Source organism: Streptomyces sp. NPDC025638 (genome assembly GCF_055558775.1).
The window spans coordinates 422,157-444,152 of sequence record NZ_JBVHLX010000001.1 but is presented as its reverse complement, the minus strand read 5'-3'; the positions used below and the strand labels follow the sequence as shown (position 1 = coordinate 444,152).

Here is a 21,996-nt window from a genome sequence, read left to right as displayed (position 1 = left end):
TCGGGCGTTCCCGCCCGCGTTCACAGCACCGTGAAGCTCTCCTTGACCTTGTCGTACGTCTTCAGGGCCTGGGGCTCGTTGTCCGGCTGGTACCAGGTGTTGATCTGGTACGACTTCCCCTCCACGTCGAAGCCGAGCAGTTGGGCGTGCCAGTGGTCGCCCTTGAGCGTGAAGGTGTACTCCCAGACGACCGCCGGGTGACCCTGGAAGGTGGTCTCCTCCAGCCGGATCTTGACGTAGTCCTGGCCCTGGCGGGCGTTCTGCTCCGAGGTGCGCCAGGTGTCCATCAGATTGCCGCGGGCGAGCGACGACTTGCCGACGAGCTCCTGGCGGCCGTCCGGGGAGGTGTAGTGGACCTCGGAACCGGTCTTCACATCCCGCCGCCAGCCCTCGGGCGTCGCCCAGGCGAACCCCCCGGCCTCCCGGTGCGCGCCCGGCGGCAGGCTCTGCGGCCGGGCGGTGCCCTCGACGGTGGGCGACGGGGTACTCGTACTCGTGGTGCCGCTGCTGTCGCTGCTGACGGAAGAGGCCGGAGAGGAGCCGGCGTGCGTGTCGTCCCGCCGTCCGCCGGACGACGTGGCGAGCAGGACCGCGACCACGGCGGCGACGGCGACCAGGCCGACGGCGGCGAGGGTGCCGGTGCGGTGCCGGGGTGACGGGGTGACGGGGTCCGGGGGTTCGCCGCGCGGCATGCCGACGGTGCGGGGGCCGCGCGGGCCCGGCGGCCCGTGGCCGGTGCTGCGCTGGGTCTCCGCCTGGGCGCGGGTGAGGGAGACGCCCTGCCAGGAGTGAGCGCCGGGTGCCGGTCCCGTGGAGTTGCTGGAGGGCGTCTCGGAACGGGCTTCGGAGCGCAGTTCGGAGGCGGCTTCGGGGGGTGTGGACGGGGTTTCGCGGGGTGCGGGTGGGGTTTCAGGGGGTGCGGGAGGTGTTTCGGGCGGTGCGGCGGGGGGCGAGGCGGCGGCCTGCGGCACCGCGTCGCGCACCGGCTCGGGCTCTGCGCGGGGGTCGGGGAGCGGCGGGTACTCCGGCCCGCGTACGTGCTCGGCCTCCTCGGCATCACGCCCGGCACGCCCACGAGGCAGCTCCACGAACGCCGGTGTGGGCCGCTCCCCGGGTGCCCGGGGGAACTCCGGAGTGTCCCCGGCCCGGCTCACCGGTCCTGGCAGCCCTGTCCGTTCTGCTTCGCTCACAGAACCCGTCGGAACCGCCGCACGCGCGCCGGCGCCCCCGCCCGACGCGTCGATGCCGTCCCCGGCCCCCTCCGGCTCTTCTTCCCCTTGAGTCGGCGTCGGGGGTGGATACGCGACCGGCCACAGGGCGTCCTCCACCTCGGGAAGGCCCGCCCTGACCGTCGGTTCCTTCTCCAGGAGTGCCGCCAGGACGTCCCGCAACGGGCCCGCCACGGTGGGGAGTACGGGCTCCTCGTACAGCACCGCGTGCAGCGTCGCGAGGGTCGTGTCGCGGGAGAACGGGGAGCGGCCGCCCAGCGCCGCGCACAGGGTGGCGCCCAGGGACCAGATGTCGGACGGCGGTCCCTGCGGCTGTCCCGACACCCGCTCGGGGGCCATGTAGTCGGGGGAGCCGACGAGCATGCCGACCATGGTGAGTGCCTTGGCGTCCTGGATGGCCGCGATGCCGAAGTCCGTGAGCACCACACGCCCGCCGCTCCGCTCGACGAGGACGTTCCCGGGCTTGATGTCCCGGTGCAGCACTCCCCCGGCATGCACCTGCCGCAGCGCCGCCACCAGCCCCAGCCCGATCCGCGCCGTCTCGGGCGGAGCCAGCGGGCCCTCCTGCGCCAGGATCTGTTCCAGCGAGCGTCCGGCGACCAGTTCCATGACGATCCACAGGCGTTCGCCCTCGTCGACGACGTCGTACACGCGCACGACATTGGGGTGGTCGATCCGGGCCGTCGCCCTGGCCTCGCGCAGCGTGCGCTCACGGCGGGTGCGTGTGTCCTCCGCGTCCAGCCCGTCTATGCGCATTTCCTTGACCGCGACCTGCCGGTCGAGCATTTCGTCGGCGGCCCGCCACACACGCCCCATTCCCCCCTGGCCGATGCTTTCGACCAGCCGGTACCGCCCCGTCACCAGTAACCCTGGAACACCAACACTTCGCGCATTCCCCGGCAATACACCCACCCCCCGGCCGACCGTACCAACCGAAACACAATGGTCACACTTCGTTCCGTACCAGCATAGTGCGGAGAAATCTTGTGGTACCTCTTCAAGTACTGCGAATTCAGGCGCAGTCCAGGGGGTTGCAAGGGGGACGAACATGAGTTCTCGTCGTTTGACGGTCGTCGCGGGATCGCTGGTCACGGCATCTTTCTCGGCCGTGATGATCCTTCCGTTCACGGCCGCCGCCGATGACCAGGGATCGGGAAGCAGCAAGGGGGGAAAGGCGGTTGACGAGGCACCGGCGGGCGTGAAGCTGAGCACGCTGCTGCCCGAGAAGATCTCGGTCGACAACAGTTCGCAAAAGACGGCGATTGCCGCCACCGTCAAGAATGACGGAAGCAAGGACAGCGGTGACATCAGGCTTTTGGTGGTCGGTTTCGACGGCCTGAAGGTGACAGATGTTCAGGGCTGTGACGCCATCGCCAAAAAGGATCTGCCCGCGGGTTCGAACAGCGGTTTCAGTTGTCCGGTCGGCAATCTCGCGGCGGGCAAGTCCAAGTCGTATGACGTGGAGGCGACTTACGATCTGGGCAAGACGGGCAAGATCTGTCTGCCCGTCCAGACCACCGACGGGAAGAAGACCTTCTGGCAGCAGGGTCCGGTGCCCTTCGGTACGACGAACCCGTCGCCGAACGCCCCGGCCACCCCGCTGCTGCTCGGCACCGACAACAAGCCGGTGGCACCGGGCGGCGACCAGTTGCCCAAGACCGGCGTGGGCCGTGACGTCCTGCCGCTCGGCGCGGCGGGCGCGGCGCTGATCGCGGCGGGCGCGGCAGGGCTGTGGTGGTCGCAGCGGCTGCCGCGGGCCGCTCGGCAGCGGGGCTGACGCGAACGGCCGCATTGCCCGACGGAGTCTGTCGGGCAATGCGGCCGTGCCACGCAAGTAAGAGGAACTTCGCCCTACTGACTCACCGCTTGTCGGCGAACTTCCAGGCCGTGGGCAGCAGGCCCATCGCCAGGGCGGCCTTCAGGGCGTCGCCGATGAGGAACGGGGTCAGGCCGTTCGCGATCGCAGTGGAGGCGGGCATGTCGGCGGCGTAGGCCAGGTAGGGGACGCCTACGGCGTAGATGATGGCCTCGCCGAGCAGCATCGTGCCCGCCATGCGCGGTACGGAGCGGTCGGCGCCGCGGCGGGCCAGGGCTCCGACGACGGTGGAGGCGAGGATCATGCCGAGGATGTAGCCGAAGGAGACGGCGCCCGCACCGGAGGTGCCGCTGGCGAACCACGGCACGCCTACGACACCCGCGAGCGCGTACAGCGCGAGGGAGAGGAAGCCGCGTCCGGCGCCGAGGGACGTACCGACGAGCAGGGCGGCGAAGGTCTGGCCGGTCACCGGCACCGGGGAGCCTGGCACCGGGACGGAGATCTGGGCCGCGAGGCCGGTGAGCGCGGCGCCGCCGACCACGAGGGCGACATCGCGCACGCGGGACGCGGGCAGAAGGTCGGCGAGGACTGCGCCGGGTCGGGCAGCGGCGGCGGTGGCGGTGCTCATGGGGACTCCGCGGGTGTGGGCACGTTGGGACACCGTGACGCTATCCCGCCGCAACGGAGTCGATCACCGTCAGCGCTCGACAAAGGGGGGAACGAAGGCTTGGTGGGCTCCCCACAAATGGTGCCGGACACACCTGGTTCGACGTGATACCGATCACTGAGGTGGGGACGGCCGGCTCACATCGCAAGCCGTGGGCCGGATTGTGGGCTCCCACCAAAAGAATCCTACTGCTCTGGTCGGATTCACCTTTCCTGCCCTACTCTTCCAGCCATGGTTGCCCAGGCCCGGAACTTCACGTCGCGTCGCTATGTCGACCTGCGACGCCAGGGCACGGCCACCTGTCGCCGTCCGGTCTGAGGCGCGGTTGCGACGCGCCTCGACTTCCGAGACGTGTCGGCCCCGTTCCCGAGGACGGTCAACCATGCCCCGTGCCACGGCACTCCTTCTCCCCTCCCCCGTACCCCGAGCCGCCGACAGCGACCGGCGGCGCACCAGCGCCAGCGTCGTGCTGCGGTCCGTGCTGGAGCACGGACCGGTGGCCCGCAGCACCATCGCCCGGCTGACCGGGCTGTCCCCCGCGTCCGTGACGGACTACTGCGCCCGGTTCGCCGAGCTCGGCTTCATCCGTGAGGCGGCCGCGCCCCGGCGGTCGGGTGGGGTGGGCCGACCACATGTTCCCGTCGACCTGGACGACTCGCGGTTCGTGGTCGGCGCGGTGCATGTGGCCGTGCCGTACACCACGGTCGCGCTGCTCGATCTGCGCGGACGGGTGCTCGCGCAACGGGAGTTGACGCACGAGCGCACCGATCCCGGGTGGGTGCTGGCCAGGGCCGCGGACGGTCTCGCGGCGCTGCTCGCCGGGGCGCCGGACAGCCGGCCGCTCGGGGTCGGGGTGGCCGCCGGGGGCTGGGTGGACCGCGACGGCGGGACGATCGTCGAGCACGCGCTGCTGGGCTGGCGTGACGTGCCGGTGCGGGAGGTGCTCGGCGCGCGCACCGGGCTGCCCGTCCATGTCGACGGACACGCGCGGGCGCTGGTCAACGGCGAGCGGCTGTTCGGGCGGGCGAGGGGCAGCGGGAGCGTGCTGCACCTGTTCGTCGGCAACGTGGTCGACGCGGCGTTCGCCACCAACGACGAGGTGCACCACGGGCCCCGTTCCCAGGCGGGCGCGATCGCCCATCTCCCCGTGCCGGGCGGCACCGAGCCGTGCGACTGCGGGCGGACCGGCTGCCTCCAGGCGGAGCTCGGCGAGCGGACGTTGTGCCGGCGGGCCCGGGAGGCCGGGGTCGTCGACTCGGCCGACGCGATGCGGGTGATCGCCGCGGCGGCGGCCGGTGACGAGACGGCCGTACGGCTGCTGGTGGAGCGGGCACGGAGGACCGGGCGGGCGGTGGGACTGCTGCTGGACGTGCTGAATCCGGAGACGGTCGTGGTGACCGAGGCCGGCGTCATGCACCGTGAGGACTGCCTGACGGCATTGCGGGAAGCGGTGGGCGGCGAACGCGCCGGCACCGTCGTACCGACCGGTTTTCCGGATTCCGTGCTTGCCGTGGCGGGTGGTTCGGTGGTTCTGGACGTGCTGTACCGGGATCCGCTGAACGCTTCACCTCAGGCTATTTAATTCAGAAACTCGGAATGTTGACAGGGATCGCCGATAACCGGGAACATCCTGCTCATGAGCTGTCGCACCCTTTGTTGCTGACGCGTTGACGCGCCCGGAGCGCGTATCTCTCACCAGACGCGTCGTGAATGCGTCTTCCCCGTTCCTTCCTCACGTCTCCCCTGCGTGAATTCCCCTTCCCCGGCCTTCCGCTGTCCGGAATTCCGCATGCCTTCCTGCCCTATGAACTCAAGGGGTTCTCCCATGTCTTCCGTGCCCGCCTCCGGCTTCGACCGCCGTCTCTTTCTCACCTCTTTGCTCGGCGTCACCGCCGCTGCCGCCGGCCTGAGCGGTTGCGCGGGCAGCAGTGCCGCGGCCGACTCCGAGGGCGCCTCCTCCGCCCCGCTCGCCGGCCGGGTCCCGGCGGGCACCAGCCTGAAGATCGCCTCGTATCTGGGCACCCAGCAGCTGCAGTTCAAGCTGGCGAGGCTGCCCGCGCTGCCGTTCACGGTGTCGAGCTGGGTGAACATCGGGGCCGGTCCGGATGTCATCAACGCCTTCCGCGCCAAGTCTCTGGACCTCGCCAACAACGCGGGCATCCCGCCGATCCAGGCGCATTTCCAGGGCTACGACGCGAAGATCGTCGCGATCGGCATCACCCGCAAGCCCAACTACCTCTTCGCCACCAGGCCCGGCAGCGACATCCGCACGGTGACGGACTTCAGGGGCAAGAAGCTGGCCTTCTCGCAGGGGCAGGCCCAGGGGGTGGTGCTGCTGCGGGCGCTGAAGCAGGCGGGACTGAAGGACGACGACGTGCGGCTGGTCCCGCTGACCAGCAACCAGTTCCTCACCGCCCTGCAGTCCGGGCAGGTCGACATCGCCCCGCTCGCCAACAGCCAGGCCCCGGCGTATCTGAAGCAGTACGGGCCGAAGGGCGCCCGGACCATCACCACCGACGTGGTCGACCTGCTCAATCTGCTGTGGGCGCCGCAGTCGGTGCTGAACGACCCCGCGAAGGCGGCCGCGATCGCCGCGTACATCCCGCAGTGGGCCAAGGGCCAGGTGTGGCAGTACGAGAACCCGGACGTGTGGAACGAGGAGTTCTACGTCAAGACGCAGAACCTGACCCTCGACCAGGCAAAGTCGATCAGCGCGCTCGCCAACAAGCCGCTTTTCCCGCCGAGTTGGGACGAAGCGATCAAGTGGGAGCAGGAGACCGCGGATCTGCTCGCGGAGGGCGGCTTCGTGAAGAAGTTCGATGTCTCCTCGCTCTTCGACCACCGTTTCGAGCGCATCGCGGCCAAGGCCGTACCGGCGGAGTACCGGAGGTGACGGCCATGACCACCACCGTGAGCACCCCGGCCGCCGTCGCCGACGAGGACGAGACCCACCGGGTCCGCAGGCGCCGTCGGCTCTCCCCCGGCAGGCGTCTGCCGACGGCCCGACTCGCCGGTCCCGTCCTGGTCGTCGTCCTGTGGGCCGTCGCCTCCGCCGCCGGACAGCTCGACCCCGGAGCGATCCCGGCGCCCTGGACGGTCGTGCGGACCGCCGGTCGGCTGTGGGCCGACGGCACCCTGCCCACCGATGTCCTCACCTCGCTGGAACGCGCCGCGTACGGCTTCCTGATCGGCCTCACCGCCGGGGTCGTCCTCGCGCTGGCCTCGGGGCTCAGCCGGGTCGGGGAGGCGCTGATCGACGGGACCGTGCAGCTCAACCGGGCGATCCCGACCCTGGGTCTGATCCCGCTGTTCATCCTGTGGCTGGGCATCGGCGAGACCTTCAAGATCGCCATTATCGCGATCGTCGTCTACATCCCCATCTATCTGAACACGCATGCCGCGCTGTCCGGCATCGACAGCCGGTACGTGGAACTGGCGGAGGTGCAGGGGCTGTCGAAGTTCCGGTTCGTCCGGCAGATCGTCGTCCCCGGCGCGCTGCCCGGGTTCTTCGTGGGACTCCGGCTCGGCGTGACCGGCTCCTGGCTGGGTCTGGTGGTCCTGGAGCAGATCAACGCCACCAGCGGCCTCGGCTATCTGATGTTCCAGGCCCAGAACTACGGCCAGAGCGATGTCATCCTCGTCGGCCTGCTGATCTACGGCGTCTTCGGCCTGGTCTCCGACAGCGTGGTCCGGCTGATCGAACGGAGGGTGCTGGCATGGCGCCGCACACTGAGCAGCTGACCCGGCCGGCGGTACGACTGCGCGGTCTGACCCGCTCGTTCGAGGGGCGTACGGTCCTCGACGGCATCGATCTCGACCTGCCCGCCGGGCAGTTCACGGCCCTGCTCGGGCACAGCGGCTCGGGCAAGTCCACCCTGCTGCGGGCCGTCGCCGGCCTCGATCACGGGGTGGCGGGCGGCGGGCGGCTCAGCGCCCCGGAGCGGGTGTCGGTGGTCTTCCAGGACTCCCGGCTGCTGCCCTGGCGCCGGGTCCTGGACAACGTCCTGCTCGGTCTGGACGGCAAGGACGCCGAGGAGCGCGGCCGGGCCGCCCTGGCGGAGGTCGGCCTGAAGGGCCGCGAACGGGCCTGGCCGGGCGAGCTGTCCGGCGGCGAGGCACAGCGCGCCGCACTGGCCCGCTCGCTGGTCCGGGAGCCCGAACTCCTGCTCGCCGACGAGCCGTTCGGTGCCCTGGACGCGCTCACCCGCATCAAGATGCACAACCTGCTGCGCGCGCTGTGGGTGCGCCACCGTCCCTCGGTGCTGCTCGTCACCCACGACGTGGACGAGGCGATCGTGCTCGCCGACCGGGTCCTCGTCCTCGACCGGGGCCGCATCGGCCTCGACCTGACCATCGACCGACCCCACCCCCGCTCCTACCGCGAACCGGTACTGGGCGAATACCGCGAGCGGCTCCTGGCCGCGCTCGGTGTCACGGAGGACCACGCATGACCCGCACGCTCCACCTCAACGCGTTCCTGATGAACACCGGGCACCACGAAGCCTCCTGGCGGCTCCCGGAGAGCGACCCGTACGCCCACGTCGACCTCGCCCACTACGTCGGCCTGGCCCGGACCGCGGAACGCGGCACCTTCGACTCGCTGTTCCTGGCCGACGGACCGCACCTGTGGGGCAGGGTGGCCCATCGCCCGGCCGGCGCCCTGGAACCGCTCACCCTGCTCACCGCGCTGGCGACGGCCACCGAGCACATCGGTCTGATCGCCACCGCCTCCACCTCCTACAACTCCCCCTACAACCTGGCCCGCAGGTTCGCCTCGCTGGACATCGTCAGCGGTGGCCGGGCGGGCTGGAACATCGTCACCACCGCCGGTGCCGAGGCCGCCCGCAACTTCGGTCTGGACGCCGAGCCCACGCACGCCGAGCGGTACGCCCGCGCCGCCGAGTTCCTCGACGTGGCCCTGAAGCTGTGGGACAGCTGGGAGGACGACGCGATCGTCGCCGACAAGGCGTCCGGTGTCTGGGGCGACGACTCGAAGATCCATCCGCCCCGGCACCGGGGGACGTACTTCAGCGTCGAGGGCGCCCTCAACGTGCCGCGCAGTCCGCAGGGTTATCCGCTTCTCGTGCAGGCGGGGTCGAGCGAGGACGGCAGGGCGTTCGCGGCGCGGTACGCGGAGGCGGTGTTCACCGCCCAGCAGACCATCGAGGACGCGCGGGCCTTCTACGCCGACCTCAAGTCCCGTACGGCGGCGGCAGGCCGGGACCCCGAGCACATCAAGGTGCTGCCCGGCATCGTCCCGGTGGTCGGCTCGACGGAGGCCGAGGCACGGGCGGGCGAACAGCTCCTGGAGGACCACATCGTGCACGGGCACGGCGTGGCCAATCTGGAGCGGCTGCTGCAACTGAGCCCCGGAACACTGGAGCTGGACGCGCAGCTGCCCGCCGATCTGCCCTCCGAGGACGCCGTCGAGGGCGCCAAGAGCCGCTACACGCTCGTGGTCGAGCTGGCCCGGCGCGAGCGGCTCACGGTCCGCCGGCTGATCGGGCGGCTGGGCGGCGGGCGCGGGCATCTGACCTTCGCCGGGACGCCCGAGCAGGTCGCCGACGCCATCGAGACCTGGTTCACCCAGGGCGCCGCCGACGGCTTCAACATCATGCCCGCGGTCCTGCCCTCCGGCCTGGAGACCTTCGTCGACCACGTCGTCCCGATCCTGCGCACCCGCGGGCTGCTGCGCACGGACTACGGCCCCCGCCACACCCTCCGGGAGAGATACGGCCTCCCCCGCCCCGCCAACCAGCACACCTCCACCGCCCTCCTCGTCTGAAAGGACCCCCAGCCATGTCCATCGAGATCCGCAAGATCACCGCGAAGATCGGCGCCCAGGTCTCGGGCGTCGACCTCTCCGCGCCGCTCGGCCAGGAGACCGTCGCCGCCCTGCGCGAAGCGCTCAACGTCCACAAGGCCCTGGTCTTCGACGACGTGCACCTCGACGACGAGGGCCAGCAGGCCTTCGCCCGCCACTTCGGCGACCTGACCACCGCACACCCGACGGTGGGGGCCGTGGACGGCGCCCCGAACGTGCTGCCGGTGGACAGCGAGCGGGGCCGGGCCAACCACTGGCACACCGACGTCACCTTCGTCCTCAACCCGCCGCAGGCCAGCACCCTGCGCAGCATCACCGTCCCGCCGTACGGCGGCGAGACCCTGATCGCCAGCTCGGCCGCCGCCTACCGCGACCTGCCCGAGCCGCTGCGCCGGCTGGCCGACACCCTGTGGGCGGAGCACACCAACGACTACGACTACGCCGTGCCGGACGAAGAGGTCGACGAGGAGAAGGCCGCCCAGCGCGCCCAGTTCACGTCGATCACGTACCGCACCGCCCACCCGGTGGTCCGCGTCCACCCTCTGACCGGCGAGCGCGGGCTGTTCATCGGCGGGTTCGCGCAGCGCATCGTCGGCCTGTCGACGGGCGAGTCCCGCAAGATCCTCGATCTGCTCCAGCCGTACGTCACCCGCCCGGAGAACGTCCTGCGCTGGCGCTGGTCGGAGCACCAGCTGGTGCTGTTCGACAACCGCATCACCCAGCACTACGCCATCGACAACTACGACGGACAACCGCGCCGACTGCACCGGGTGACCGTCGCCGGTGACGTCCCGGTCGGCATCGAGGGCAAGGAGAGCTACTCGATCGAGGGCGACGCCTCGCACTACACACCCGTAGCCGCGTAACCACGGTCTCACCCTGCGTAAGGTGGGTGTCCGCATACTGGGCGGCCTGTCCGTGTGAGCGGACGGGCCGCCCAGACTGTGGGCGTTTTTGCCCACCCTCAGGACTGGACGAGCCGCGCACATGCCCAGCAGCACCACCACCGAGACGCCACCGCAGCAGCAGGACGGCGTCTCCCTCTCCCACGGTCTCAAGCAGCGCCACCTGTCGATGATCGCCCTCGGCGGTGTGATCGGCGCGGGCCTGTTCGTCGGCTCCGGCGCGGGCATCGCCGCGGCCGGACCGTCCATCGTGATCGCCTTCGCTCTCTCCGGCCTCCTGGTGATGCTGGTGATGCGGATGCTCGGCGAGATGTCCGCCGCCTACCCGTCCTCGGGTTCCTTCTCCGCGCACGCCGAGCGGGCGATGGGCCCCTGGGCCGGCTTCACGGCGGGCTGGTCCTTCTGGGTCCTGCTGTGCACGGCCGTCGGCCTGGAGGGCATCGCCGCCGCGAAGATCGTCACCGGCTGGCTGCCGGGCACCCCGCAGTGGGCCTGGGTCGCCCTGTTCATGCTGGTGTTCTGCGGGGCGAACCTGGCCGCGGTGAAGAACTTCGGCGAGTTCGAGTTCTGGTTCGCAGCGCTGAAGGTCGGCGCGATCAGCCTGTTCCTGGTCCTGGGCGGGCTGGCCATCGCCGGCGTGCTCCCCGGCACGGACGCCCCGGGCACCTCCCACCTGACCGACTTCTTCCCGCACGGCGGCGAGGGTCTGGTCATCGGTCTGCTCGCCTCCGTCTTCGCCTACGGCGGACTGGAGACGGTCACGATCGCGGCCGCCGAGTCCGAGAACCCGGTCAAGGGCGTGGCGGGCGCGGTCCGTACGGCGATGTGGCGCATCGCGCTGTTCTACGTCGGCTCCATGGCGGTCGTGGTCACGCTGCTCCCGTGGGACTCGAAGGACATCGCGAACCCGGACAAGGGCCCGTACGTCGCCGCCCTGGACCATCTCGGCATTCCCGGCGCCGGCCAGGTGATGAAGGTCGTCGTGCTGGTCGCTCTGCTCTCCGCGATGAACGCCAACATCTACGGCTCCTCGCGCATCGCCTACTCGCTGGTGGAGCGCGGTCAGGGTCCCAAGGTCCTGGCGAAGGCCTCCGGCGGGGTGCCGCGCGTCGCCGTCCTCACCTCCTGCGTCTTCGGCTTCGTGTGCGTGCTGCTCAGCTACTGGCGGCCGGACGACGTCTTCCCCTGGCTGCTGAACATGATCGGCGCGGTCATCCTGGTCGTCTGGATCTTCATCGCGGTCTCCCAGCTGCTGCTGCGCCGCCGCGTGGAGCGCGAGGCCCCGGAGAAGCTGGTCGTGCGGATGTGGGCGTTCCCGGTGCTGACCTGGGTGGCGCTGGCGGGCATGGTGGCGATCTTCGTCCTGATGGCCCGTGAGCCCGGCACGCGCGTGCAGCTGTACTCGACCGGCGGAATGACGCTGGTCCTGGCGGTCGTGGGCTACGTGTGGCAGAAGGTACGCGCCAGGGCCTGACGTTCGCGTCCGTTCGCCACTCACCCGAAAGACCCCCGCGGCGCACCCGCGGGGGTCTTTTTGTTGCTAGCGTGCAGTTGCAAGCTCTTTGCAATAAGAGGTTCGGAGGGGACCACCGCCCATGCCCGTCTACACGCTTCCTGAACTCCCGTACGACTACTCCGCGCTCGCCCCCGTGATCAGCCCCGAGATCATCGAGCTGCACCACGACAAGCACCACGCGGCCTATGTGAAGGGCGCCAACGACACGTTGGAGCAGCTCGCCGAGGCACGGGACAAGGAGCGGTGGGGCTCGGTCAACGGCCTGGAGAAGAACCTGGCCTTCCATCTCTCCGGCCACATCCTGCACTCGATCTACTGGCACAACATGACCGGCGAAGGCGGCGGCGAGCCCCTCGCGCGGGACGGCGTGGGCGAGCTGGCGGACGCGATCACGGAGTCGTTCGGCTCCTTCGCCGGCTTCAAGGCCCAGCTGTCCAGGGCGGCGGCCACCACGCAGGGCTCGGGCTGGGGTGTCCTCGCGTACGAGCCGCTCAGCGGGCGGCTGATCGTCGAGCAGGTCTACGACCACCAGGGCAACGTCGGCCAGGGCTCGACCCCGATCCTGGTTTTCGACGCCTGGGAGCACGCGTTCTACCTCCAGTACCGCAGCCAGAAGGCGGACTTCGTCGAGGCGATGTGGCAGGTGGTGAACTGGCAGGACGTGGCCCGGCGGTACGCGGCCGCGCGGTCCCGCGCCGACGTCCTGCTCCTGGCACCCTGAGACGCCCTGCCTCGTGATCGTCTTCTCACCCTTCACGTAAGGCAGGCGGGTGAAGGGACCGGCCCCGCGAGGACGTGACTCGCGGGGCCGGTCCTGTTCAGCGGGCCGGTCCTGTGCAGGTGGCCGGTCCCGGTCAGGGGCAGGGGACGTTGAGCGACAGCAGGGCCGTGGACTGCCCGTCGACGCGGATCTCGCTGACCGCCGCGTTGCGCAGCTGCGGGAAGACCCGGCGGTATCCGGCCAGGGGAATGCCCAGCAGCGAGCACAGCACCAGCCGCAGCAGGGTGTTGTGGGCGACGACCAGGACACGCCCGCCGGGGTGGGCGGCGGCGATACGGCGCAGGGCCGCGGTGCCCCGGGCCGCGGCGGAGCTGGGGTCCTCGGCGCCGGGGAAGGGGTGGGCCACCGGATCGGTGCGGAAGGCCTCCGCGGCGTCCGGGTCCTCGGCGGCGAACTCGGCGAGGGTACGACCCTCCAGCACCCCGAAGTCGCACTCCCGCAGGTCGGGTTCGCGCCGCGCGGTGAGTCCCAGGGCACGGCAGGCGGGCTCGGCGGTGACGATCGCCCGGGAGACGGTCGAGGTCCAGATCGCGTCGACCGGGTGCGCGGCGGCCCACCGGCCCAGCCGCTCGGCCTGTTCCCGCCCGGTGTCGGTGAGGGCTACGTCGCTCACCCCCGCGTAGCGGTTCTCGGCGTGCCAGACGGTCTGGCCATGACGGGCGAGGAGGAGGGTGGCGCTCATGACTGTGCAGTATCCGCATCGATGCGGCCCCGCGCATGCGCCGCGACCGGTGCGGGCAGCCAGCCCCTCGACTCCAGTGCGTCCAGAAGGCGGGCGTAGGGCTCGGTGAAGCGGACCGTGCGGTCGGGGCGGGGTTCGACGACGGTACGGATGCGGACCATGCGGTCCGTGGCGTCCGCGAGGGTGCGGGCCGCGCCGGTGCCATGGGCGGCCAACGCGGCCATCCCCAGGGCCGGTTCGGTCTGTTCGGGCACGCGGGCCGGGCGGCCCAGGACGTCGGCGCGCAACTGGTTCCAGTAGGCGCTGCGGGCGGCTCCGCCGGTGAAGGCGAGGGGGCCGTCGAGCGGGGCGCCGAGGCGGTGCAGACAGTCCAGGCAGAGGCGTTCGGTCAGGGCCACGCCCTGGAGGAGGGCGGCCCAGTGGTCGGCGTCCGACACGGGTTCGCCCAGCAGGAGCGCGGTGGCGTCGGGGGCCCGGAAGGGAAAGCGTTCGCCCCGTGACACCAGGGGGTACGCGAGCGCGCCCGACGGCTCGAAGGCGGCGGCCGCGGCATCCAGCGCAGCCGGGTCGGCGTCCGGGAAGCGGGCGGTCAGGGCTCCGGCGCCGACGCTGGACGCGCCCCCGGGCAGCCAGCTCCCGTCCGGTGCACGGTGGTTGTAGACCACGCCCGCCTCGTCGCGGACGGGCACCGAGGAGGCGCCCTTCAGGACGAGCGTCGTGCCGAGCACCGAGTTCCAGGCACCCTCGCTCAGCGCGCCCGACGCGATCTGTGCGGCGCAGCCGTCGGTCATGCCGGCGATGACGGGGGTGCCGGCCGGGATGCCGGTGGCCTCGGCGGCGGACGGACAGACCTCGCCGAGCCGGGTGCCGGGCCGGACGACCTCGGGGAGCGCGTCCGCCGGCACACCGGTGCCGTCCGGCCAGACGTCGCGCTCGACGTCGTACGCCGTCTTGAGCGCATGGCTGGAATCGGTGGGGACCGTATGCCCGACCAGTCGTGCGTTGATCACGTCCGGCTGATGGGTGATCCGCCCGAAGCCCTGGGCGGCGAGCAGCCACAGCGCCTTCGGCAGCGCCCAGGTGTCCTGCACCGCGAGCCCCGCCGCCCTCAGCCGCGCCGCCTCCGCCCCGGCCCGCCCGTCGTCGTACATCAGCCCGGCGCCGAGCGGCCGTCCCGCCGCATCCGTCAGCAGCACGGTCCCCGAGGTCCCGCACACCGCGACCCCGCCCACCCGGTGCCCGCTCCGCAACGCGCCCCGGGAGGCGACGCACACCCCGGCCCACCACTCCCCGGGATCCTGCTCGTGCCGCACCCCCTCGCGCCGCCCGTGCAGCACGGCCGAGCCGCTGCCCAGGACCCTGCCGTCGGCGGTGACGAGCAGTGCGCGGACGCCCTGTGTCCCCAGGTCGATCCCCAGCCATGCCGCGCCCTCGGACCCCATCCGGACCTCCCACATATCGCGATGCGAGCTGTGAACTTCCCACTCTGCACCGATATTTCGTCCTGAACGAGGGATTGACACCCATCCGCGGCCGTTACACGCTCTGTCAGCGAGTCGACTCGATGTGTTAACCCGGCGGGCCCACGGCCCTGGACGACGGATCGGGAAGAGCGCGCGATGAGCAGCAGCAGTGCACAGCGTCAGGGGCGCGCGGCCCGGCAGGCCGCCATGGCCGAACTCGTACTGGCCGACGGCTCGGCGACCGCGGCCGAACTCGCCGGGCGTTTCGGGGTGAGCCTGATGACCGTCCACCGCGATCTCGACGAACTCGAACGGCAGGGCATCGTACGGAAGTTCCGGGGCGGGGTGACCGCCCAGCCGTCCGGGGTGTTCGAGTCGAACGTGCAGTACCGGCTGAAGACGATGCGGGCGCAGAAGGCCGCCGTCGCCGAGCACGCGCTGCGGTCGATAGAGCCCGGCATGGCGATCCTCCTCGACGACTCCACCTCCACCCTGGAGCTCGCGCGCAGGCTCCGGCTCGGCGAGATCACCCCGCTCACGGTCGTCACCAACTTCCTGGAGGCGATCAATCTGCTCCGCGATCGGCGGGGCATCCATCTGATGGCCCTGGGCGGCGACTACGACCCGCTGCACTGCTCCTTCCTCGGGGTGTCCTGCGTGGAGGCGCTGCAGCAGCTGCGGGTGGACGTGTGCTTCGCGTCGACGTCGGCCGTGCACGGCGGCTACGCCTACCACCAGGAGCAGCACACCGTCTCGGTGAAGCGGGCGATGCTCGACTCGGCCGCCCGCAATGTCCTGCTGGTCGACCACACCAAGCTGGGCCGGGTCGCCCTGCACCGGGTGGCTCCCCTCTCCCGCTTCGATCTGCTCCTGGTCGACGACGAGGCATCACCGGAGGCGCTGCGTGACCTGGACGAGCACAAGGTCCGTTACGAGGTGTGCGAGACGAACCCGAAGGAGGGCGATGACGGCACCGGAGTTGCGTGAGCTGTGCAAGACCTACCGGGCGGAGAACCTGGCGGCCGGGTCCACCCATGTCTTCGACGCCGAGACGGGAGACTTTCTGCGATGACCTTCGGAACCAGCGTGCGTGTCGTGGCCGCCGGCGACCACTTCGTCCTCCCCTCGCTGATCAGGGAGGCGGTTCTTCGCGAACACCCTTGTGAGGTACGGGAACTGACCCTCGGCTGGCCGCTGGAACCCTTCGGCCCGGTGGCCGAGGTGACGGAGGCGAGCGACGCCGAGGACGAGCTGATCGACGTGCTCGCGGGCGCTCGGGTGCTGGTCACCCAGATGGGCCCGGTGACGCAGCGCGTCCTGGGCGCCTGCCCGGAGCTGCGGCTGGTCGTCGTGTGCCGGGGCGGCCCGGTCAACGTCAACCTGGACGCGGCGAAGCGGCACGACGTACGGGTGTGCTTCGCGCCCGGCCGCAATGCCGCCGCCACCGCCGAGTTCACCGTCGGCCTGCTGCTGGCGGCCCTGCGCCGCATCCCGCAGGCGCACGGGCTCCTCGCCGGGAAGGGCAGCTGGGGCGGGGCCGCCTACTACACCTATGAGCACAGCGGCCTGGAGCTGGAGGACCTGCCGGTCGGCCTGATCGGGTACGGCGCGGTGGGCAGTCGCGTCGCCCGGGCGCTGTGCGCGTTCGGGGCGCGGGTGATGGTGTACGACCCGTATGTGCGCGGTGAGATCCACGGCCTGCGCGTCGCCTCCCTCGACGAACTCCTGCGCCGCTCCCGGGTGCTCACCCTGCACGCCCGGCTCACGCCGGAGACACGCGGTCTGATCGGCGCCCGTGAGCTGGCGCTGCTGCCGCCGGGCGCGGTGCTGGTGAACGCGGCCCGCGGTCCGCTGCTGGACGAGGACGCGCTGTGCGACGCGCTGGAGGCGGGCCGGCTGTCGGCGGCGGCCCTGGACACCTACGCCCATGAGCCGCTGCCGTCCGGCTCACGGCTGGTCGCCCTCGCCGAACGGGTGGTCCTCACCCCGCACCTGGGCGGGGCCAGCCGCGCGGTGGCGGAGAAAGCCGCGCGGATCGCGGCCGCGGAGGTGGGGCGCTGGGTGCGCGGCGAGCCGTTGGCGCACTGTCTGACCTGAGCACCTCACAGCTGAGGAGAGTGGCATGTTCGTCGGAATCGATGTGGGCACGTCCTTGGTGAAGGCGGCCGCGTTCGACGGCTCCGGACGTGAACTGGCCGTCGAGGCACGGCCGGTGGGGCTCGATCTGCACGAGGGCTCGGTCGAGCAGGACATGGAGGAGGTGTACGCGGCGGTCGTCGCGGTGCTGGACGGTCTGACGGCGCGGGTGCCGGAGCCGGTGGAGCTGGCGGGGCTCACCGGGCAGGGCGACGGGGTGTGGCTGGTCGACGGCGAGGGGCGCCCGGTGCGGGCCGCGGCGTCCTGGATGGACGGCCGGGCGCACGAACTGCTGGACCAGTGGCTGGCGGACGGCACCTTCGAGACGGTGTTCCGGCGGACCGGCAGCGCCATGTTCCCGGGCTGCCCCGGCCCGCTGCTGGCCTGGTTCGACCGCTACGAGCCGAAGTCCCTGGACGCGGCGGCCGCGGCCGTCTACTGCAAGGACATGGTCTTCCAGCGGCTGACGGGCGGGGCACGGGCCACGACGGATGTGTCGGACGCCTCGATGCCGTTCCTGGACCCGCGCACCCGGTCGTACGACAACCGGGTCGTCGAGCTCCTGGGCCTGCCCCACCGCCGGGGCCTGCTGCCCGCGATCAGCGATCCGGTGGCGACGGCACGGGCGCGCGGCACGGGCCTGCCCGCCGGCACCCGGCTGGCGAACGGCCCGTACGATCTGCCCGCCTGCGCGCTGGGCGCCGGAGTCACCGCCCCCGGCGACGGCCTGCTGATCGTCGGCACCTGCCTGGCCGCCCTGGTGGCCACCACCGAGCTGGATCTGTCCGGCGAGCCGGCCGGTCTGTACATCTCCACCGACCGCCCCGGGCACTGGCTGCGCGCCATGCCCGCGATGGTCGGCACGGCGGCCCTGGACTGGGTGCTGTCCACGACGCGCGTCCGGCACGACGAGGTGGACGCCCTGCTGGCCGACACCCCGCCCGGCGCCCACGGCGTCCGCGTGCTCCCGTACTTCGCGCCGTCCGGCGAGCGTGCCCCCTTCGTCGACCCCGCTCTGCGCGCCGAACTCACCGGGGTCTCCCTGGAGTCGACGCCCGCCGATCTGATCCGCGCGACCTGCGAGGGCATCGGCTACGCGGCCCGGCACTGTCTGGAGGCGGCGGGTCTGACGGGCACGCTCGCGGTGTGCGGCGGGGGCACCCGCAGTCCCGCCTGGATGCGGCTGCTCGCGGATGTGCTGGGCCGTCCGCTGCGGGTGGTGGAGGGCGAGGTGGGCGCCCGGGGCGCGGTCCTCGCGGCGGCTCAGCGGTACGGGATCACCCTCGACACCGCCGTCTGGACCGGCCCGACGGCGGTCGTCGCACCGGACCCGGGGCGGACCGCGTACTACGCGAAGGGGTACGAGGAGCACCTGGCACGGCTGGCCCGGTCGCGCGCCCCACGGGCGTAGGGCGCGCACCCGGCCGGGCCGGCGTGCGGATCAGAGGTTGCTGAAGTCGGGGCCCTTGGTGCGGGTCCGCTTGATCTCGTAGAAGCCGGGGACGGAGGCGACCGCGAGGGTGCCGTCCCAGAGGCGGGCCGCCTCCTCGCCCTTGGGGGCGGGCGTGACGACCGGGCCGAAGAAGGCGATCTCCTCGCCGGCGGGGCCGGGGACGGAGATGACCGGGGTGCCGACCTCCTGGCCGACCTTGTCGATGCCCTCCTTGTGGGAGGCGCGCAGCTCGGCGTCGAACTCGAAGTCCTCCTGCTCGGCGTAGTCGATCAGGTCGGCGGGCAGGCCCACGTCCGCGAGCGCGCCGGCGATGGCCTCGATCGTCGCGCCCTCGCCCTTGTTGTGGATGCGGGTGCCGAGCGCGGTGTAGAGGGGTCCGAGGACGTCGGCGCCGTGCTTCTGCCAGGCCGCGGTCACCACGCGCACCGGCTTCCAGGCCTGTACGGCGAGCATCTCGCGGTACGACTCGGGCAGCTCGTCCAGCCTGTTCTCGTTGAGTACGCCCAGGCTCATGATGTGCCAACGGACCTCGATGTCCCGGACCTTCTCCACCTCCAGCACCCAGCGGGAGGTCATCCACGCCCACGGGCAGAGCGGGTCGAACCAGAAGTCGACGGGGGTCTTACCGGCGGTCGTCACGGTTGCGGACATGCTTCTCCTCGGAATGCGGACTCTTGAACAGGCAACATTCGCCTTCCGCGCCCCATTCCCTGGTGCCCCGGGTCAGGGGCGCATGGCAGGATCGGTCCTGTCCCGCCTGCCCGAGACCCGCCCGATACTTGTCCGAAAAGTCCAAATTCCCAGAGGGAGTGCCGCCTGTGCCCGGTGAGAACCTGTCCCGCGACGAGGCCCGGGAGCGGGCCGCCCTGCTGTCGGTCGAGGGGTACGAGGTGTCCCTCGACCTGCGCTCCGCCGTCGGCGAAGGGGACGGCGACCCGCGCACGTTCCGCTCGGTCACCACGATCCGCTTCCGCTGCAACGAGCCGGGCGCGTCGAGCTTCGCGGACCTGATCGCGCCGAGCGTGACCGCCGTCTCGCTGAACGGCAAGGACCTCGACCCGAGCGAGGTCTTCGACGGCTCCCGGGTCGCCCTGGAGGACCTGGCCGCCGAGAACGAACTGATCGTCGACGCCCGCTGCGCGTACTCGCGCACCGGCGAGGGCATGCACCGCTTCGTCGACCCCGAGGACGGCGAGGTCTACCTCTACACCCAGTACGAGCCGGCCGACGCCCGCCGTGTCTTCGCGAACTTCGAGCAGCCGGACCTCAAGGCCCCGTTCCGCTTCGAGGTGCGGGCGCCGCAGGGCTGGACGGTGTGGTCCAACGGCGCGGGCGAACTCGCCGACGGGGTCTGGCGGTTCGCGGAGACGAAGCCGATCTCGACCTACATCACCTGCGTGGTGGCGGGCCCGTACCACTATGTGACCGACTCCTACGAGCGGGTCTTCGAGGACGGCACGCGTCTGGAGATCCCGCTCGGCGCCATGTGCCGCAAGGGCCTCGCGCCCTACTTCGAGGCCGACGACGTCTTCCTGATCACCAAGCAGGGCCTGGACTTCTTCCACGACCACTTCGACTACCCATACCCGTTCGGGAAGTACGACCAGGCCTTCGTGCCCGAGTACAACCTGGGCGCGATGGAGAACCCGGGTCTGGTGACCTTCCGCGAGGAGTACATCTTCCGCGGGAAGGTGACCCAGGCCTCGTACGAGGCACGGGCCAACGTCATCCTGCACGAGATGGCGCACATGTGGTTCGGCGACCTGGTCACCATGGAGTGGTGGGACGACCTGTGGCTCAAGGAGTCCTTCGCGGACTTCATGGGCACCTTCGCGAACGTAGGCGCGACCCGGTTCACCAACGCCTGGGTCACCTTCGCGAACCGCCGCAAGGCCTGGGCGTACCGCGCGGACCAGCTGCCCTCCACGCACCCGATCACCGCGGACATCCGCGACCTGCAGGACGCCAAGCTGAACTTCGACGGCATCACCTACGCCAAGGGCGCGAGTGTGCTGAAGCAGCTGGTGGCGTACGTCGGCCAGGACGCGTTCCTGGAGGGCGCACGGCGCTACTTCAAGCGGAACGCGTACGGCAACACGCGTCTGGGCGACCTGCTGTCGGCGCTGGAGGAGACGAGCGGCCGGGACATGGCGGCCTGGGCCCGCTCCTGGCTCCAGACGGCCGGGGTCAACTCGCTGACCCCGCAGGTGCTGCTGGACGCCGAGGGCCGGGTGACCGAGCTCGCGGTGCTCCAGGAGGCTCCGGAATCACACCCCGAGCTGCGTCCGCACCGGGTCGCGGTGGGGCTGTACCGCCGCACGCCCGAGGGCGCGCTGGAGCGGTATGCGCGCGTCGAGGCGGACGTCGAGGGTGCGCGCACGGTCGTGCCGGGACTGGCGGGCGCCGAGGCCCCGGAACTGGTCCTGGTCAACGACGACGACCTCACGTACTGCAAGATCCGGCTGGACGAGACCTCGCTCTCGGCCCTGCGCGACCACCTGGGAGCGGTGACCGATCCGCTGGCCCGGGCGCTGTGCTGGTCGGCGCTGTGGAACATGACGCGGGACGCGCTGCTGCCGGCCCGGGACTTCGTGGACCTGGTGCTCCGGCACGCGGCCAGCGAGTCGGACATCGGCGTGCTGCAGATGCTGCACGCGTGGGCGAACTCGGCGCTGGTGCACTACGCGGCGCCCGAGTGGCGGGCCACGGGCGAGCGCCTGCTGGCCGACGGGGCGCTCGCGGAGCTGCGGGACGCCGGGCCGGGCAGTGAGCATCAGCTGGCCTGGGCGCGGTTCTTCGCGACGGTGGCGTCGGGCGAGGCCGATCTCCAGCTGCTCCGGGGCCTGCTGGAGGGCAAGGACAAGATCGACGGGCTGGAGGTGGACCAGGAGCTGCGCTGGTCGTTCCTGGAGCCGCTCGCGGCCCATGGCGTCGCGGACGAGTCGGTCCTGGCCGCCGAGTTGGCCCGGGACGACACCGCCTCCGGCAAGCGTCACCAGGTCCGCTGCCTCGCCGCCCGTCCCTCGGCCGCGGTGAAGGCGCAGGCGTGGGCGCAGGTGGTGGAGTCGGACGCGCTGTCCAACGCGCTGGTCGAGGCGACGATCGCGGGCTTCGTGCAGCCGTCGCAACGGGAGCTGACGGCGCCGTACACGCAGAAGTACTTCGCCGCGATCGAGCGGGTGTGGACGGAGCGGTCGATCCAGATCGGCATGGACGTGGTCCGTGGCCTGTTCCCGTCCTTCCAGGACTCGCCGGAGACGCTGGACGCGACGGACGCATGGCTGGAGTCCCACCAGGACGCGGCTCCGGCGCTGCGCCGGCTGGTGGTCGAGGCGAGGGACGACCTCGCTCGGGCGCTGCGTGGACAGGCGTGCGACGCGGCGACCTCTGGCCAAAGCCCGGCCCGTCCGTGACCGTTACGGAATTCAGGCAATAGCAACCGTAACCCCTGGTCCACACCCGAACGGACCAGGGGTTTTCCGGGCCTATTCGGCACCCGAACACGCGTCCTTTAGTGCCGCCTT

General features: G+C 71.3%; 18 protein-coding genes. 13 read left to right on the top strand and 5 right to left on the bottom strand.

Annotated elements, in window-relative coordinates; all coding sequences use genetic code 11:
- Nucleotides 1-20: 20 nt before the first annotated feature.
- Entirely contained in the window at nt 21-2,045 is a 2,025-nt protein-coding gene (locus ACZ4EG_RS01985) for a serine/threonine-protein kinase (RefSeq protein ID WP_467789200.1), read from the bottom strand.
- Between the two features lie 232 nt (nt 2,046-2,277).
- On the opposite strand from ACZ4EG_RS01985, the gene ACZ4EG_RS01980 reads away from it, so the two are divergent.
- Nucleotides 2,278-3,006: an LPXTG cell wall anchor domain-containing protein gene (locus ACZ4EG_RS01980; RefSeq protein WP_467789199.1), complete on the top strand. Its 729-nt coding sequence runs from the start codon at nt 2,278-2,280 to the stop codon at nt 3,004-3,006.
- 82 nt (nt 3,007-3,088) lie between these two features.
- On the opposite strand, the gene ACZ4EG_RS01975 is transcribed toward ACZ4EG_RS01980, so the two are convergent.
- Nucleotides 3,089-3,673, bottom strand: a complete 585-nt coding sequence (locus ACZ4EG_RS01975) for a biotin transporter BioY (RefSeq protein ID WP_467789198.1) — start codon at nt 3,671-3,673, stop codon at nt 3,089-3,091.
- 421 nt (nt 3,674-4,094) lie between these two features.
- Between ACZ4EG_RS01975 and ACZ4EG_RS01970 the strand changes: the two genes are divergently transcribed.
- The 8 genes from ACZ4EG_RS01970 to ACZ4EG_RS01935 all read left to right on the top strand — a co-directional run bounded on the left by ACZ4EG_RS01970 (nt 4,095) and on the right by ACZ4EG_RS01935 (nt 12,678).
- The gene (locus ACZ4EG_RS01970; protein WP_467789197.1) at nt 4,095-5,294 is read left to right on the top strand and encodes an ROK family protein; all 1,200 of its coding nucleotides are present in this window, start codon (nt 4,095-4,097) and stop codon (nt 5,292-5,294) included.
- Nucleotides 5,295-5,537: 243 nt separating this feature from the next.
- A complete protein-coding gene (locus ACZ4EG_RS01965; protein ID WP_467789196.1) occupies nt 5,538-6,605 on the top strand; it encodes an ABC transporter substrate-binding protein in 1,068 nt (355 codons plus the stop codon).
- Nucleotides 6,606-6,610: 5 nt separating this feature from the next.
- Nucleotides 6,611-7,453: an ABC transporter permease gene (locus ACZ4EG_RS01960; RefSeq protein ID WP_467789195.1), complete on the top strand. Its 843-nt coding sequence runs from the start codon at nt 6,611-6,613 to the stop codon at nt 7,451-7,453.
- Nucleotides 7,429-8,163, top strand: a complete 735-nt coding sequence (locus ACZ4EG_RS01955; protein ID WP_453552400.1) for an ABC transporter ATP-binding protein — start codon at nt 7,429-7,431, stop codon at nt 8,161-8,163. Before ACZ4EG_RS01960 ends, ACZ4EG_RS01955 begins: the two co-directional genes overlap by 25 nt.
- Nucleotides 8,160-9,497, top strand: coding sequence for an LLM class flavin-dependent oxidoreductase (locus tag ACZ4EG_RS01950; protein WP_467789194.1), 1,338 nt, complete (start codon nt 8,160-8,162; stop codon nt 9,495-9,497). Before ACZ4EG_RS01955 ends, ACZ4EG_RS01950 begins: the two co-directional genes overlap by 4 nt.
- A 14-nt stretch (nt 9,498-9,511) precedes the next feature.
- A complete protein-coding gene (locus ACZ4EG_RS01945; protein ID WP_467789193.1) occupies nt 9,512-10,402 on the top strand; it encodes a TauD/TfdA dioxygenase family protein in 891 nt (296 codons plus the stop codon).
- 121 nt (nt 10,403-10,523) lie between these two features.
- A complete protein-coding gene (locus ACZ4EG_RS01940; RefSeq protein ID WP_467789192.1) occupies nt 10,524-11,915 on the top strand; it encodes an amino acid permease in 1,392 nt (463 codons plus the stop codon).
- A gap of 121 nt (nt 11,916-12,036) precedes the next feature.
- The gene (locus ACZ4EG_RS01935; protein ID WP_467789191.1) at nt 12,037-12,678 is read left to right on the top strand and encodes a superoxide dismutase; all 642 of its coding nucleotides are present in this window, start codon (nt 12,037-12,039) and stop codon (nt 12,676-12,678) included.
- Nucleotides 12,679-12,811: 133 nt separating this feature from the next.
- On the opposite strand, the gene ACZ4EG_RS01930 is transcribed toward ACZ4EG_RS01935, so the two are convergent.
- A complete protein-coding gene (locus ACZ4EG_RS01930) occupies nt 12,812-13,420 on the bottom strand; it encodes a histidine phosphatase family protein (RefSeq protein ID WP_467789190.1) in 609 nt (202 codons plus the stop codon).
- On the bottom strand, nt 13,417-14,862 hold the full coding sequence (locus tag ACZ4EG_RS01925) for an FGGY-family carbohydrate kinase (RefSeq protein WP_467789189.1): 1,446 nt from the start codon (nt 14,860-14,862) through the stop codon (nt 13,417-13,419). The genes ACZ4EG_RS01930 and ACZ4EG_RS01925 overlap by 4 nt, the downstream gene beginning before the upstream one ends.
- Nucleotides 14,863-15,039: 177 nt before the next feature.
- On the opposite strand from ACZ4EG_RS01925, the gene ACZ4EG_RS01920 reads away from it, so the two are divergent.
- The 3 genes from ACZ4EG_RS01920 (at nt 15,040) to ACZ4EG_RS01910 (ending at nt 18,430) form a co-directional block, all read left to right on the top strand.
- On the top strand, nt 15,040-15,870 hold the full coding sequence (locus tag ACZ4EG_RS01920; RefSeq protein WP_467789188.1) for a DeoR/GlpR family DNA-binding transcription regulator: 831 nt from the start codon (nt 15,040-15,042) through the stop codon (nt 15,868-15,870).
- A gap of 81 nt (nt 15,871-15,951) precedes the next feature.
- Nucleotides 15,952-16,980 carry a 2-hydroxyacid dehydrogenase gene (locus ACZ4EG_RS01915; RefSeq protein WP_453552416.1) on the top strand — a complete coding sequence of 343 codons (1,029 nt, stop codon included), beginning with the start codon at nt 15,952-15,954 and terminating at the stop codon, nt 16,978-16,980.
- Between the two features lie 25 nt (nt 16,981-17,005).
- Entirely contained in the window at nt 17,006-18,430 is a 1,425-nt protein-coding gene (locus ACZ4EG_RS01910; protein WP_467789187.1) for an FGGY family carbohydrate kinase, read from the top strand.
- Nucleotides 18,431-18,460: 30 nt separating this feature from the next.
- Here the strand turns inward: ACZ4EG_RS01910 and ACZ4EG_RS01905 are convergent, their stop codons facing one another.
- Nucleotides 18,461-19,123, bottom strand: coding sequence for a mycothiol-dependent nitroreductase Rv2466c family protein (locus ACZ4EG_RS01905; protein ID WP_453552420.1), 663 nt, complete (start codon nt 19,121-19,123; stop codon nt 18,461-18,463).
- A gap of 167 nt (nt 19,124-19,290) precedes the next feature.
- Here ACZ4EG_RS01905 and pepN point away from each other — a divergent pair, with 167 nt between their 5' ends.
- Nucleotides 19,291-21,885 (top strand): aminopeptidase N, encoded by a 2,595-nt coding sequence (pepN, locus tag ACZ4EG_RS01900; protein WP_467789186.1) that lies wholly within the window; start codon nt 19,291-19,293, stop codon nt 21,883-21,885.
- The last annotated feature ends 111 nt before the right edge of the window (nt 21,886-21,996 follow it).

Excerpts from the sequence above, each read along its gene's own strand:
- ACZ4EG_RS01985 (WP_467789200.1), bottom strand. The coding sequence starts at position 2,045 with ATGGGGCGTGTGTGGCGGGCCGCCGACGAAATGCTCGACCGGCAGGTC.
- ACZ4EG_RS01980 (WP_467789199.1), top strand. The coding sequence starts at position 2,278 with ATGAGTTCTCGTCGTTTGACGGTCGTCGCGGGATCGCTGGTCACGGCA.
- ACZ4EG_RS01975 (WP_467789198.1), bottom strand. The coding sequence starts at position 3,673 with ATGAGCACCGCCACCGCCGCCGCTGCCCGACCCGGCGCAGTCCTCGCC.
- ACZ4EG_RS01970 (WP_467789197.1), top strand. The coding sequence starts at position 4,095 with ATGCCCCGTGCCACGGCACTCCTTCTCCCCTCCCCCGTACCCCGAGCC.
- ACZ4EG_RS01965 (WP_467789196.1), top strand. The coding sequence starts at position 5,538 with ATGTCTTCCGTGCCCGCCTCCGGCTTCGACCGCCGTCTCTTTCTCACC.
- ACZ4EG_RS01960 (WP_467789195.1), top strand. The coding sequence starts at position 6,611 with ATGACCACCACCGTGAGCACCCCGGCCGCCGTCGCCGACGAGGACGAG.
- ACZ4EG_RS01955 (WP_453552400.1), top strand. The coding sequence starts at position 7,429 with ATGGCGCCGCACACTGAGCAGCTGACCCGGCCGGCGGTACGACTGCGC.
- ACZ4EG_RS01950 (WP_467789194.1), top strand. The coding sequence starts at position 8,160 with ATGACCCGCACGCTCCACCTCAACGCGTTCCTGATGAACACCGGGCAC.
- ACZ4EG_RS01945 (WP_467789193.1), top strand. The coding sequence starts at position 9,512 with ATGTCCATCGAGATCCGCAAGATCACCGCGAAGATCGGCGCCCAGGTC.
- ACZ4EG_RS01940 (WP_467789192.1), top strand. The coding sequence starts at position 10,524 with ATGCCCAGCAGCACCACCACCGAGACGCCACCGCAGCAGCAGGACGGC.
- ACZ4EG_RS01935 (WP_467789191.1), top strand. The coding sequence starts at position 12,037 with ATGCCCGTCTACACGCTTCCTGAACTCCCGTACGACTACTCCGCGCTC.
- ACZ4EG_RS01930 (WP_467789190.1), bottom strand. The coding sequence starts at position 13,420 with ATGAGCGCCACCCTCCTCCTCGCCCGTCATGGCCAGACCGTCTGGCAC.
- ACZ4EG_RS01925 (WP_467789189.1), bottom strand. The coding sequence starts at position 14,862 with ATGGGGTCCGAGGGCGCGGCATGGCTGGGGATCGACCTGGGGACACAG.
- ACZ4EG_RS01920 (WP_467789188.1), top strand. The coding sequence starts at position 15,040 with ATGAGCAGCAGCAGTGCACAGCGTCAGGGGCGCGCGGCCCGGCAGGCC.
- ACZ4EG_RS01915 (WP_453552416.1), top strand. The coding sequence starts at position 15,952 with ATGACCTTCGGAACCAGCGTGCGTGTCGTGGCCGCCGGCGACCACTTC.
- ACZ4EG_RS01910 (WP_467789187.1), top strand. The coding sequence starts at position 17,006 with ATGTTCGTCGGAATCGATGTGGGCACGTCCTTGGTGAAGGCGGCCGCG.
- ACZ4EG_RS01905 (WP_453552420.1), bottom strand. The coding sequence starts at position 19,123 with ATGTCCGCAACCGTGACGACCGCCGGTAAGACCCCCGTCGACTTCTGG.